Source organism: Bradyrhizobium cajani (assembly GCF_009759665.1).
Classification (GTDB): domain Bacteria; phylum Pseudomonadota; class Alphaproteobacteria; order Rhizobiales; family Xanthobacteraceae; genus Bradyrhizobium; species Bradyrhizobium cajani.
Genome location: NZ_WQNE01000002.1, coordinates 304,766 through 318,430, shown reverse-complemented (window position 1 = coordinate 318,430; position 13,665 = coordinate 304,766). Strand labels below are relative to the sequence as shown.

Annotated in this window: 7 protein-coding genes and 2 pseudogenes; 7 read left to right on the top strand and 2 right to left on the bottom strand. The window is 63.3% G+C overall.

From position 1 onward, the window contains the following. The first annotated feature begins 12 nt into the window (after nucleotides 1–12). Nucleotides 13–198: a DUF3606 domain-containing protein gene (locus GPL20_RS04200; protein WP_076829714.1), complete on the top strand. Its 186-nt coding sequence runs from the start codon at nucleotides 13–15 to the stop codon at nucleotides 196–198. 39 nt (nucleotides 199–237) lie between these two features. On the opposite strand, the gene GPL20_RS04195 is transcribed toward GPL20_RS04200, so the two are convergent. Beyond that, entirely contained in the window at nucleotides 238–501 is a 264-nt protein-coding gene (locus GPL20_RS04195; protein WP_157327959.1) for a hypothetical protein, read from the bottom strand. A gap of 362 nt (nucleotides 502–863) precedes the next feature. Beyond that, on the bottom strand, nucleotides 864–1,097 hold the full coding sequence (locus GPL20_RS38675; protein ID WP_167532862.1) for a hypothetical protein: 234 nt from the start codon (nucleotides 1,095–1,097) through the stop codon (nucleotides 864–866). Between the two features lie 784 nt (nucleotides 1,098–1,881). On the opposite strand from GPL20_RS38675, the gene GPL20_RS04185 reads away from it, so the two are divergent. From GPL20_RS04185 to GPL20_RS04160, 6 genes and pseudogenes are all read left to right on the top strand, one after another. Further along, nucleotides 1,882–2,844: an ArdC family protein gene (locus tag GPL20_RS04185; RefSeq protein WP_157327955.1), complete on the top strand. Its 963-nt coding sequence runs from the start codon at nucleotides 1,882–1,884 to the stop codon at nucleotides 2,842–2,844. 103 nt (nucleotides 2,845–2,947) lie between these two features. Further along, nucleotides 2,948–5,062: pseudogene (locus tag GPL20_RS04180) on the top strand (ParB/RepB/Spo0J family partition protein). Nucleotides 5,063–5,246: 184 nt separating this feature from the next. Continuing rightward, nucleotides 5,247–9,566: a strawberry notch-like NTP hydrolase domain-containing protein gene (locus GPL20_RS04175; protein WP_157327954.1), complete on the top strand. Its 4,320-nt coding sequence runs from the start codon at nucleotides 5,247–5,249 to the stop codon at nucleotides 9,564–9,566. Beyond that, a pseudogene (locus tag GPL20_RS39295) lies at nucleotides 9,566–9,718 on the top strand (DNA primase); the annotation flags it as partial. The gene GPL20_RS04175 and the pseudogene GPL20_RS39295, both read left to right, overlap by 1 nt. A gap of 156 nt (nucleotides 9,719–9,874) precedes the next feature. Next, nucleotides 9,875–11,635: a relaxase/mobilization nuclease domain-containing protein gene (locus GPL20_RS04165; RefSeq protein WP_254125780.1), complete on the top strand. Its 1,761-nt coding sequence runs from the start codon at nucleotides 9,875–9,877 to the stop codon at nucleotides 11,633–11,635. 37 nt (nucleotides 11,636–11,672) lie between these two features. After that, the gene (locus GPL20_RS04160) at nucleotides 11,673–13,661 is read left to right on the top strand and encodes a conjugal transfer protein TraG (protein WP_157327952.1); all 1,989 of its coding nucleotides are present in this window, start codon (nucleotides 11,673–11,675) and stop codon (nucleotides 13,659–13,661) included. Nucleotides 13,662–13,665: the final 4 nt, after the last annotated feature.

Genomic DNA, 13,665 nt, shown 5'->3' with positions numbered 1-13,665 from the left:
GAGGAGGAGCCGATGGCGGCAGCGAAGAAAAAAACCGCGCGTGGACGCAAACAGGATCGCGCCCGGGTCGCGAAAGGACAGGACTACGAAGTGCGGTATGAAGCCAAGAAGACGGGACGCTCGGCCTCTGCCGTGAAGAAGGCCGTCAAGAAGGTCGGCAATTCCCGCAAGCGCGTCGAGAAAAAGCTGGGCCGCTAATATTGGAAGCCTGGCTGGCGTTGGCTCAGCACCAGCCCTTTAATCTGGAGGGCACTCCGGGCACGTATCACCGATCGAGTTCAGCACGTCGCGAACCTCAGCCAACGCTGCATCGGGGGAGAGGCCAGCCGGCGGGTCTCGACGGGCGATGTCGAAGGCCCGCTCTCGTGCGTGCGGATCGGCGCGGTCCTGCATCCAACCGTGCTCCTCGCACTCGCGGATGGCGCCGGCTTCATTCAGCACGTGGATTGCCCAACCGCGCAGGGTGCGAATCGCCGGCCGTCTCTGCTTCGTCATCAGCATTGAAAGGTTCTCCCACGCTGAGACGAATCGTTTAGTCCCGCAGACGTTCCCCATGGCTAACACACGACTGGGATTCGGAATCGTGGGATCTCGTGGTTTTTCAAAGGCTAAATTTTCCACCGGCCCAGGTGCTAGGCCGAGCAAGAACGAACGGAAGAAACCAGACGTCCGAGCTCCGGTGGTGGCTCCTTGTCCGTTTTGCGCGTGGCTGTCGCCGCACCGGGCTCTCGTGAACCGAGCCGCACAGCGTCTCGGTATGCGGCTTCGATCCCTCGCGCACGAGCAGATCACGCCCTCGCAGGGCAGAAATGAAAAACCGGACCTTTATGCAGCAGCCACCTGCACAAAGGTCCGGCCTTATCTTAGCTTGCCGCGATACCGAACGGCTGCAAAGGACACTTCATATCCTTTGGGAGGTCTCGCTTTTCATCCGGATTGCGACCGGGAGGCGGCAATAAATCAGTAGCCGATGCGACTACTTCTTTTTCTTTGAAGTCTTCTTTGCCACCTTCTTGGTGGCTGCCTTCGCGGTCTTCTTTGCCTTCTTCGCTTTCTTGGCCATGTCGTCCTCTGTAAAATTGGCTCTCAGTGAACATGCCCACGCCGTGCATAGACATGCGCACCAGTGAGACGCTATCACAAAAGCAAATTTGATACCAAGCGGACGTGAAGCCGCATTGAGTCGCTCGCCGGAGGCACTCGCCCTCGGGCCCGCCGTCATTGCATGCCGGCGTCGCTATCACTGCCCTTCGGGTCGGGTGCCTTCTTAACCGGTCTCGCGACGGCACTCGGTCCCGGGTCCCGCCGCTACGCGTCGGCGCTATGCTGACCCTGCTGCGGGTGCCTCTTTCGCCGCGTCCGCGAGTGGTCTCGCTTTTGCTCCGCCCACAGGCCTCTCTTCCGCAATTGTGAGGACTCCTGTGAAAATGCCGGGCGGTTCTCGTATCATTGCCTGCATCATGTTCGCCCAGGTTTTGGCGCGTGCGGCCAGGGCCGCACCGGGCTCTCGTGAACCGAGTCGCCCAGCGTCTCGGCCTTGCGGCTACGATCCCTCGCGCTAGAGCTTTGGTGCTCCTCGCCGGGGGCACTCGGGAAAGGGGCTCGCCTGCGGCGATCGCTATCACTGCCCCGTTCCCGGGTGCCGCTATTGAACCGGTCTCGTCGCTGCACTCGGACCCGCGTGCCCCTTCGGGTCGCTATGCTCACGCTCTCCGGGTGCCATTTTCCGTTGAGGCGATGCGCCCTTGGGCACACGCCTGATCGGGCCTGGGTCCCAGGTAGATGGCGCTAAAGGCTGAAAGTAAGAGTGCAGGCTGGGTTTTTCCGTGACGGGTTACAAGCTGCGAGAGAGGCTCGTGGCGCCCGTCGCGGAGATCCGCGATGTCGAATCCTACTGCTTGCGCGCGCGTCGGCCAGGACCGGGCGAACCTCTATAACGAAATCACCGACAAGATCATCGCCGAACTTGAGGCCGGACGCGTCCCCTGGGTCCAGCCCTGGGGTACGGCCGCGGCGAAAGCGCCGCTGGCCATGCCGAAAAACGCGTCGACCAACCGGCAATACAGTGGGGTGAACATCCTCATCCTCTGGGGAGCCGTAATCGAACGCGGATTTACAGGTCAAAGTTGGCTCACCTTTCGTCAGGCGCTCTCGCTTGGCGGCCACGTTCGCAAGGGAGAGCGCGGTACTACTGCTGTTTACGCAGATCGTTTCGTGCCGAATGACGAAAAGCGCCGCGCCGCCGAGACCGGTGAAGACGCGCAGGCGATTCCATTCCTCAAGCGATTTACCGTTTTCAATGTCGATCAGTGCGCAGATCTGCCTGACGAGATTGCCACGGCTGCGCCGCCACCGCCGGCTGGCCTCATCGAACCCACGGTCGACGCCCTGATCAAGGCCGGCGGAATTCCATTTCGGATCGGTGGAGACCGCGCATTCTATGCAACGGCCGAAGACTATGTTCAGGTTCCCCCGCCGCAGGCCTACTTTGAACCCATCAACTGGCACCGCACAGCGCTGCATGAGCTCGGTCATGCGACCGGGCATCCCTCGCGCCTCAATCGCGACCAGAGCGGATCCTACGGTACGAAGAAATATGCCTTCGAAGAACTGGTCGCCGAGTTGAGTTCCGCATTCAGCTGCGCCTCGCTCGGGATCGTCCCGACCGTGCGTCATGCCGACTATATCGGCTCCTGGCTTGAAGTCCTGCGCGAAGACGCCAGGGCCATCGTGCGTGCCGCCTCACAGGCGAGCAAGGCGGCGGACTATTTGCTCGGTTTCGTTCCCGGGTCCATTGAGCTCCCGTCGCTGGATTTGGTTGTCGCCGATCACGAGACGGCGTGATGCTTGGCCTGGTGGCTGCGCGAGAGTGAGAGGAGGGGAGGCTGTTCGCGACGGGTTGGAAGCCGAGAGAGAGTCTCACGGCCGCCCGTCGTGGAGAGCCAAGATGACGAAAGCCGTACAAAAGATCACGCTGTCGCCTTCCCGGGACATCCCCTTCAACAAGCTCGTGCTCAGCCAGTCGAACGTTCGCCGCGTCAAGGCCGGTGTCTCGATCGAGCAGCTAGCCGAGAGCATCGCGCAGCGTACGCTTCTGCAAAGTCTGAGTGTCCGGGCCGTTGTTGATGCAGGTGGCAACGAGACCGGCATGTTCGAGGTGCCGGCTGGCGGCCGGCGCTATCGCGCTCTCGAGCTCCTGGTGAAACAGAAGCGGATGTCCAAGACGCAGGCGGTGCCGTGCGTCGTTCGCGAAGGGGGCATTGCCGTGGACGATTCGGTGGCGGAGAACGATGAGCGGGTCGGCCTGCATCCGCTCGATCAGTTTCGGGCCTTCCAGACACTCCGCGATCTCGGCATGAGCGAGGAAGATATCGCCGCCCGGCACTTCGTGAACCCAGCGATCGTGAAGCAGCGGCTGCGGCTGGCGTCGGTGTCGCCGAAGTTGCATGAGGTCTATGCCGAAGACGGCATGACTCTCGAGCAGCTCATGGCGTTCTCGGTCACGGCCGATCACGCCCGTCAGGAGCAAGTCTGGGAGAATGTCAGCCGTTCCGGCCATGACGAGCCTTACCAGATCCGGCGTTTGCTCACCGAGAACACCGTACGCGGGTCCGATCGCCGCGCCCAATTTGTGGGCCTTGATGCCTATCAGAACGCGGGTGGCGGCGTCTTAAGGGATCTGTTCGAACACGACGACGGCGGCTGGCTTCAGGACGTCGTGCTGCTCGACCGCCTCGTAACCGAAAAGCTCAAGGCCGAGGCTGAGACGATCGCCGCCGAAGGTTGGAAGTGGATTTCGGTCGCCGTAGAGTTCCCCTACGGTCACACCCAAGGCCTAAGAGAAATCGAGGGCGGACCTGTCGATCTCTCGCCTGAGGAGCAGGCCACCATCGACGCCCTGAACGCCGAGCAGGCCAAGCTTGAAACCGACTACCAGAATGCCGGCGAATTGCCCGACGAAGTCGATCAGCGTCTCGGCGAAATCGAGTCGGCGCTGGCGGCGTTCGAAGACCGGCCGATGGTGTACGAACCGACCGAGATCGCCCGAGCTGGTGTCTTCATCAGCATCGATTCCGAAGGACGGCTCTCCGTGGACCGGGGTTATGTCCGGCCGGAGGACGAGGTGCCGGCGAATGATACTGACGTTGGGCAGGACGCCAACGTGTCGTCGACTGAAGGGCAAGAACCTGGCACTTCAGTTCCGCGCACGATCATCGCAGTCGCAGGTGGCGCTCCTGATTCCGAAGAGGATGATGAGGACGCCGCCAAACCCCTGCCGGATCGACTGATTACCGAGCTGACGGTGCATCGTACGCTGGCATTGCGGGATGCGCTGGCAGAAAATCCAGCGGTCGCGTTCCAAGCGGTGCTGCATAACTTCGTGCTGACGGCCTTTTACAGGTTCTCGTCGTCCGGGAGTTGTCTTGAGATCAGCCTTCGGACGCCGAACTTTCCAGCCCAAGCTCCGGGGCTGAGAGAAAGCGTCTCCGCTAAGGCCGTCGAGGCGCGACATGAGGCCTGAAAGGCCCGATTGCCGAAGAGCGAGACCGATCTTTGGAATGCGCTGACGGCTCTCGATGGTGGTGCACAGGCATCGTTGTTCGCCCACTGCGCCTCATTTGCCGCCAACGCGGTCTATGAGCCGGCCAATCGCTACAACCAGGGCCGTGTCTCCGCTCACGGTGTGCGCACCCGTCTCGACCAAGCCGATGTGCTGGCGCGCGCGATCGGACTCGACATGGTGCAGGCCGGCTGGAGACCGACCGTCGACAACTATCTCGGCCGGGTCACCAAGCCGCGTATTCTGGAAGCCGTGCGGGAAGCCAAGGGCGAGTCGTCGGCCCAACTGATCGACCATCTGAAGAAGGCTGAGATGGCAAAGGAGGCCGAGCGTCTTCTGGATGGCTCGGGATGGTTGCCGGAGCCGCTGCGCCTCGTCGATCCCGATGCGGCGGCAGTGGTCCAGGAGGGCGAAGCGGGCCCTCTGCCCGAATTCCTTGCCGATGAGGAGGATCAGGAGAACGGCGGCGAAGATCCGCAACAGCTCGACGCGGCTGAGTGAAAACACAGAGCGGCACGGCTCTGGCCGTCCTGCGGTTGCTTGGGGACCGGTGCACAGTGCCGGTCCCCATTCTTATGGGCGAGGGCTCAGAGGGAGAGCTAGGCCGGGAAGGGTTTGAGCCGTTGGGGCGGAGGAGAGCGCCTGATGGTTCGACCCGTTCCTGCTCTCCGAAAGAAATCCTGCCATGACCGAATCTCTTGCCGGCGGCGTCGCCACGCCGCTCTCCATGCGTGCCGCTGCAAATCTCACCTCAGCCGCCGTCGGGGCCGCGCGAAAGCTTCTGACCGAGCTCGAACGCGGCCGGCGCATCGATGCCGCTGTTCTGCGTAGCGCCATGGAGGCTGCCTTCGGCGCCTCGGACACGGCCGGCGTTTGGAACTGGAAGACCGCCTATGACGTCTGCGAGGCGGCCAGCGTTCTATTCCTTCGCAAGTTCGGTCCCGCCATGCGGACCAAGGCGAGCTCAACGGCCGCGATGCTCCCGATGCTCGCGAGAGTCGCCAGTATCCTGCCGACCCATACGCGGCGTTCCGAGGACAGCCAGGCGCTTCAACAATTCTCGACGCCGATCCCGCTGGGGCTCACCGCATGTACCGCAGCCGCGATTACACCCGCCGACTGCGTTCTGGAGCCCTCCGCGGGGACAGGCTTGCTCGCCATCTTCGCCGAGCTCGCCGGCGGCAGCCTGATATTGAACGAGTTGGCCGAACCTCGTGCGGAGTTGCTCGATCATCTGTTCGCCGGCATTGAGGTCACGCGGTTCGACGCTGCGCAGATCAACGATCACCTCGATGGAAGTGTCGCACCGAGCGTGGTCCTGATGAACCCGCCGTTTTCGGCGCTGGCGAATGTCGATCGGCGGATGGCGGATGCGGCGCTCCGGCACATTGCTTCGGCCTTGGTGCGCCTTTGCGACGGTGGTCGTCTGGTCGCCATCACCGGCGCAAGCTTCGGGCCGGATAATCTGGCATGGCGAGATGCCTTCGTTCGCCTTCAGGAACGCGGGAGCATTGTGTTTTCTGCCGCAATTGACGGCGCTGTCTACGCGAAGCACGGGACCCAGATCGACACAAGGCTGCTTGTGATTGACAAGCAGCCCGCGGCGGACCCGAACGCCTTGCCGGACTCGCTCGGCATGGCGGGCAATGTCGCCACTTTGCTCGGCTGGGTGAGCCAACATGTGCCTCCGAGGTTGCCGATTGCCACTCCCGTCGTGATCGACGTCGCCAGGCGCCCTGCGACGTCACGATCGTTTGGCGCCTCTGCACCGCACCTGACCTCTACTTCGGGCGGCGCCGCGTCAGAAGGCGTCGAAGTTTCATACGAGACGGTCGAGTGGTCGCCGCCGGAAGGCGCCCGGCTCACCGATGCTCTCTATGAGGAATACGGATTGCAGTCGATCCGCATTCCGGGTGCGCATTCGCATCCGACCAAGCTCGTGCAGTCGGCTGCAATGGCATCCTTCGCGCCGCCAAGACCTTCCTATCGGCCGCATTTGCCAGCCAGTCTCGTGGCGGACGGCATCCTGTCGGACGCTCAGCTTGAGAGCGTCATCTATTCCGGCGAAGCGCATTCCGAATTTCTTGCAGGTTCCTGGACAGTCGATGCGACCTTCGACGTCGTGGCGGCTGCGCGCGATGAGGCAGAGAATGCCGTCCGGTTTCGCCGCGGCTGGTTCTTGGGCGATGGCACCGGGGCGGGCAAGGGGCGGCAGGTCGCGGGGATCCTGCTCGACAACTGGCTCAAGGGCCGCCGCCGTGCAATCTGGATCAGCAAGTCCGACAAGCTGATCGAGGACGCGCAGCGCGATTGGTCGTCGCTCGGCATGGAGCGGCTGCTTGTTACCCCGTTGTCGCGTTTCCGGCAGGGCACACCGATCAGGCTCTCGGAAGGCATCCTATTTACCACCTACGCTACGCTACGGACCGACGACCGCGGCGAAAAGCTTTCGCGCGTCAGGCAGATCGTCGAATGGTTGGGCTCGGACTTCGACGGAGTGATCATCTTCGACGAGAGCCACGCCATGCAGAATGCGGTCGGGGGCAAGGGCGAGCGCGGCGATCAGGCGGCCTCTCAGCAGGGGCGCGCGGGCTTGAGGCTTCAGCATGCCTTGCCGAATGCACGCGTGGTTTATGTGTCGGCGACGGGCGCCACCACGGTTCATAACCTCGCTTATGCCCAACGCCTCGGCCTTTGGGGCGGCGCCGACTTTCCGTTCGCCACCCGCGCCGAGTTCGTCGAAGCAATCGAGGAGGGCGGCGTCGCGGCCATGGAGGTGCTGGCGCGCGACCTCAAGGCGCTCGGACTCTACGCGGCCCGCTCGCTGTCTTACGAGGGCGTCGAGTACGACTTAGTGGAGCACCAGCTTACGCCGGAGCCGGTTCGCATTTACGACGCCTATGCCGGTGCGTTCAGCGTCATCCATAACAACCTCGATGCGGCGATGCGAGCCGCCAACATCACAGGCGCAACGGGAACGCTGAACGGGCAGGCCAAATCTGCGGCCCGCTCGGCCTTCGAGAGCGCGAAGCAGCGCTTCTTCGGTCACCTCCTCACCTCGATGAAGACGCCCTCTCTCATCCGATCGATCGAGCATGATCTTGAGGGTAGACACGCAGCGGTCATCCAGATCGTGTCGACGGGTGAAGCGCTGATGGAGCGCCGGCTCGCTGAGATCCCGACCGAAGAATGGGGCGACATCCAGGTCGACATCACGCCGCGCGAGTATGTCCTCGACTACCTCGCCCATTCCTTCCCAGTCCAGCTCTACGAACCCTTCACCGACTCGGAAGGTAACCTCTGCTCCCGGCCTGTCTATCGCGACGGCCAGCCGGTCGAGAGCCGGGAAGCCGTCGCACGACGCGACCGCCTCATCGACAAGCTTGCCTCGCTACCGCCGGTACCCGGCGCGCTGGATCAAGTCGTCCAGCGCTTCGGCACCGACATGGTCGCCGAGGTCACCGGCCGCTCGCGCCGCATTGTGCACAAGCGCGACCGGCTGGTGGTCGAAAACCGAGCCGGATCGGCCAACCTCGCGGAGACTTCGGCCTTCATGGATGACGTCAAGCGGATCCTTGTGTTCTCCGACGCGGGCGGCACAGGGAGGAGCTATCATGCCGAACTGTCGGCTCGGAATCGCCGCCTGCGAGTCCATTACCTGCTCGAGCCCGGCTGGAAGGCCGACGCCGCGATCCAGGGGCTCGGCCGGACCAACCGGACCAACCAGGCGCAGCCGCCCCTGTTTCGTCCGATTGCGACCGACGTGAAGGCCGAAAAGCGCTTTCTCAGCACCATTGCCCGCCGGCTCGACACGCTGGGGGCCATCACGCGCGGCCAACGCCAGACCGGAGGGCAGGGCCTGTTCCGGCCCGAGGACAACCTTGAAAGCCAGTACGGCCGCGACGCGTTGCGTCAGCTCTACACGCTGCTCGCGCGAGGCAAAGTCGACGGCTGCTCGCTTGGGAGCTTCGAGGATGCGACCGGTCTGAAGCTCATGGATGCCAATGGGCTCAGGGATGAACTGCCGCCGATCACGACCTTTCTGAACAGGTTATTGGCGCTCACCATCGACCTACAGAATGTGCTGTTCACCGCCTTCGAGCAGCTCTTGACCGCTCGGATCGAAGGCGCGGTTGCATCCGGCACCTACGACGTGGGGTTGGAAACCCTCCGCGCCGAGAGCTTCGTCGTCACCGACCGGCGGACGATCTATGCCCATCCTGGGACCGGCGCCGAGACCCGGCTGCTCACGGTCGCCCAGCGCCAGCGCAATCATCCCGTGAGTCTGGATGACGCTCTTGCACGTCTTTCCGATCGTCAGGCCGTCCTGCTCGTCAATGAGCGCTCGGGACGAGCTGCCGTGCAGGTCCCTGCGGCGAGTGTCATGCTCGATGACGGCGAGATCGAGCGGCGCGTCCGTTTGATCCGGCCGATGGATCAGCACACGGTCCCCTTGAGCATCATGGCCGAAAGTCATTGGGACGAAGCGGATCGTGAACGTTTTGCCTCGACCTGGCTGGCGGAGCTTGCCGAGGTCCCCGAGTTCACGGCAAGCACGATCCACGTTGTGGCGGGCTTGCTGTTACCCATCTGGAAGCGGCTACCGAACGAATCGACTCGTGTCTATCGACTTCAGACCGACACGGGCGAACGCATCATCGGCCGGAAGGTTTCTGCCGCGTGGGTCGCAACCGTCCTTGCGACCGACGCGCCTTCGCTGACGCCGGACGCTGCCTTTGCCGCGCTGATGGAGGGACGGACCGTCCTCGAACTCGTGGAGGAGGTCCAGCTTCGCCGCGTTCGGGTGATGGGCGCATACCGCATCGAGTTGTCGGGCTTCAACGACACGATGCGCGATCGTCTCCGCGCTTATGGTCTCTTTGGGGAGATCATCTCCTGGAAGCTGCGCATGTTCGTGCCCACGGACGCGAGCGGTGTCCAGATTCTGTCGAAGGTGCTCGATACCTATCCGGTTTCACGCATCAGTGATCGGGAGGCCGCGTGATGTCTCACGGTGCCTCCGAACTGGCACGCCGCCTCGCGCGCGACGCCGAGGCGGTGTGCAGACACTATCTCCCCAACGGCAAGCGAGCGGGGCGGTACTGGGTGGTCGGCGACGTCCACAACACCCCGGGGCGCTCGTTGTTCGTGCGGCTATAAAAGGGGCTCGCCGGTCGAACCGCAAGCCATTGGCATGGCTTGGGTTCTACCGTGCCGGCCGGTCGGGGCGCGTGCCGCGCCATGCGTTTTGAGCAATTTAATCAAGGACATTTTCGGCACCGTGTGCGCTTTTCCTCGTTGGGAGGTGCTGCCGTGAGTGTAGGCGACAGCGAGCTGCGTATTCGGCCTGGGCGCATCCGCAGTACCCGCGCGCCGAAACCGAAGAGCTTCATCAACCAGGTGCTACGGGTGGCGAAGAAAGCCGGACGCACCTCGGGGCAGGCTGCGGCTGGAAGGCGCTCGGCGGCCTATGGGCGCTCGACGTTTGGCCGTGGGCGCCTCGCCTTTAGCCGCGCCAGATTGTTCAGCCCCACGCGGCGCGTTGTGGTGAAGGCACGCGTGGTTCGTCACAAAGGGCGGGCTTTCCGCTCAGCGCCACTGACCGCCCACCTCTCATATCTGAAGCGCGACGGCGTGACCCGGAGTGGTGAACGGGCCGAGATGTTCGATGAGGGCTGCGACCGCGCCGACAGCACTGCTTTCGCGGGACGGTGCAAGGACGACCGGCATCATTTCAGGTTCATTGTCTCGCCGGAGGACGCCGACGATATGACCGACCTCAGGGCTTTCACCCGCGACCTCGCCAGGCAGATGGAGACCGATCTCGGCACGCGGCTCGATTGGGTGGCTGTCGATCATTGGAATACCGATAACCCTCACGTCCATCTTCTCGTACGGGGAGTAGATGAAGAAGGGGCGGATCTCGTAATCTCCCGCGACTACATCAGCCAGGGTCTGCGCTCACGCGCCGAGGAATTGGTCGCCATCGAACTGGGTCCAAAACCGGAGCGCGAGATCCGCAATTCGCTGGAGAGGGAGGTCATGGCGGAGCGTTGGACCCGGCTCGATCGGGAGATCCGGCTGGCGGCTGACGAAACCGGCTATATCGACCTTCGCCCGGAGAACCCGGGTCAGTCCGATCCCGAGATCCGGCGCCTGATGGTCGGCCGCCTTCAACACCTGGAGAAAATGGGCCTTGCCGCATCCGCGCTACCAGGGGAATGGACGGTAGGGCTCGAGGCCGAGCGGAGCTTGCGCGATCTCGGCATGCGCGGCGACATCATCAAGACCATGCACCGCGCCTTTACCGAGCGCGGGGAAGCGCGCGGCGTTGCCGACTTTGTCATCGAAGGACAGCCGACGTCCGAGATTATCGGACGCCTGGTCGACCGGGGATTGCATGACGAACTGACTGGCGAGGCCTACGCCCTGATCGACGGAACGGACGGACGCGCGCATCACGTGCGCTTCCGAGGGCTGGAGGCTTTCGAGCACGCACCGTCGATCGGCGGAATCGTCGAAGTCCGGCGCTTCGGTCAAGCTGGCGAGCCGCGGCCGACCATGGTGCTAGCAACCCGTTCCGATCTCGATCTCGGTGGGCAAGTCACGGCTAAAGGAGCGACCTGGCTCGACCACAGGCTGGTCGAACGCGACCCCGTGCCGCTCGCCATGGGCGGATTCGGCCGGGAGACCCGCGATGCCATGGAAGCCCGCACCGAGCATCTGATCCAGGAGGGCCTGGCGCGGCGGCAGGGCCAACGCATCATCTTGCCGCGCGATCTCCTGAACACGCTGCGCCGGCGAGAGCTGGATGAAGTGGCTGCAAAGGTCTCGGCCGGCAGCGGCCTGCCTCACGTGAACGCCGCCTCTGGGGAGCATGTGGCGGGCACGTATCGCCAGCGGCTGACGCTCACCTCAGGACGTTTTGCCATGATCGACAATGGGCTAGGCTTCCAACTCGTGCCCTGGTCGCGCGAACTCGAAAAGAGGCTCGGCAAACACGTCACCGGCGTCGTGAAGGACGGCGGTGGCGTCGAATGGGGTTTTGGCCGCAAGCGCGACCTCGGCCTCTAGCAATCTCTCCAACTCAGTTGCGGGAAGGGCGTTCGGGATGTCCGGAACCAAAATCCTCTGGGGCCAGGTGATCGTTGTCGGCCTGATCGTTTTGCTGGCCATCTGGGGAGCAACCGAGTGGACGGCCTGGCGGCTCGCCTGGCAACCGGAGCTTGGGCGGCCCTGGTTCGAACTGTTGGGCTTCAAGATCTATTACCCGCCCGTCTTCTTCTGGTGGTGGTTCGTTTACGACGCCTATGCGCCACACGTCTTTGTCGAAGGCGCATTTATCGCGGCTTCGGGGACCTTCGTTTCGATCGCGGTGGCGATCGGCATGTCGGTGTGGCGCGCGCGTGAAGCCAAGAATGTCGAGACCTATGGTTCAGCGCGCTGGGCCGATCTGGGGGAGGTAAGAGCGGCCGGACTTCTCAGTCCGGATGGTGTGGTGCTCGGCAAGCTCGACGGCGACTACTTGCGTCATGACGGACCAGAGCACGTCTTGTGTTTCGCACCAACCCGATCCGGCAAAGGCGTCGGTCTCGTTGTCCCCTCCCTGCTGACCTGGCCTGGCTCAGCCATCGTTCACGACATCAAAGGCGAGAACTGGCAGCTGACCGCCGGCTTTCGCTCGCGGCATGGCCGCGTCCTGTTGTTTGACCCCACCAACCCGAAGTCCTCAGCCTACAATCCGCTCCTCGAAGTCCGGCGCGGGGAATGGGAGGTTCGCGATGTCCAGAACGTGGCCGACGTCCTGGTCGACCCCGAAGGCTCGCTCGACAAGCGGAACCATTGGGAGAAGACCAGTCATTCGCTCTTAGTCGGCGCCATCCTCCATGTCCTCTATGCGGAAGCCAACAAGACCCTGGCCGGCGTCGCCGCTTTCCTGTCGGATCCGAAGCGGCCGATCGAGGCGACGCTGAAGGCAATGATGACGACGCCGCATCTTGGTAAGCAGGGTGCCCATCCCGTGGTCGCCTCGACCGCGCGCGAGCTCCTGAACAAATCCGAGAATGAGCGGTCTGGCGTCCTGTCCACCGCGATGTCGTTCCTGGGGCTGTACCGTGATCCCGTTGTGGCTCAGGTGACCTACCGCTGCGACTGGCGGATTGCCGATCTGATCGCAGATAGCCGCCCGACGACCCTTTACCTTGTGGTGCCACCATCGGATATTTCTCGAACCAAGCCGTTAATCCGTCTGGTGCTGAACCAGATTGGCCGCCGACTGACTGAGGACTTGCACGCTCGCGACCGCCGGCATCGCGTTCTGATGATGCTCGACGAGTTTCCCGCACTCGGGCGGCTCGATTTTTTCGAGTCCGCGCTCGCCTTTATGGCGGGGTACGGCATCAAGAGCTTCTTGATCGCGCAGTCGCTTAATCAGATCGAGAAGGCCTACGGGCCCAACAACGCCATCCTCGACAACTGTCACGTCCGCGTCAGCTTCGCGACCAACGACGAGCGAACCGCCAAGCGGGTTTCCGACGCGCTGGGTACGGCGACCGAGATGCGCGCGATGAAGAACTATGCCGGTCATCGATTGAACCCGTGGCTGGGGCACCTCATGGTCTCGCGCCAGGAGACGGCAAGGCCGCTACTGACCCCCGGCGAGGTCATGCAGCTTCCGCCGATGGACGAGATCATCATGGTGGCAGGGACGACACCGATCCGGGCGAAGAAGGTCCGCTACTACGAGGATCGGCGGTTCACCGAGCGGGTTCTGCCGCCGCCAGATCCGGCGACGGCCGGCCGATCATTGCGAACGGACGGATGGTCAGCGCTTGGAACGCCGATGCAGACGGGAGGTCCCACTGACAAAGTCGCCGAGGCCAAGGAAGACACGGCGAACAGCGGACTCCGTCGCGAGCCCGAACTACCCGATCACGTCGCGATCGCCAACGAGACGACCGAACCGACACCGGCACAAGAATTTGCTGCCGTTCTTGACGATGATGAGGATGCGGTCCGTCAGTCCCGCCTCATACGCCAACAAATGCGCGGCGTCGCTCGTCAGGTCGCCATGGACCCGAATGACAGTATGGAGCTCTGAGGCA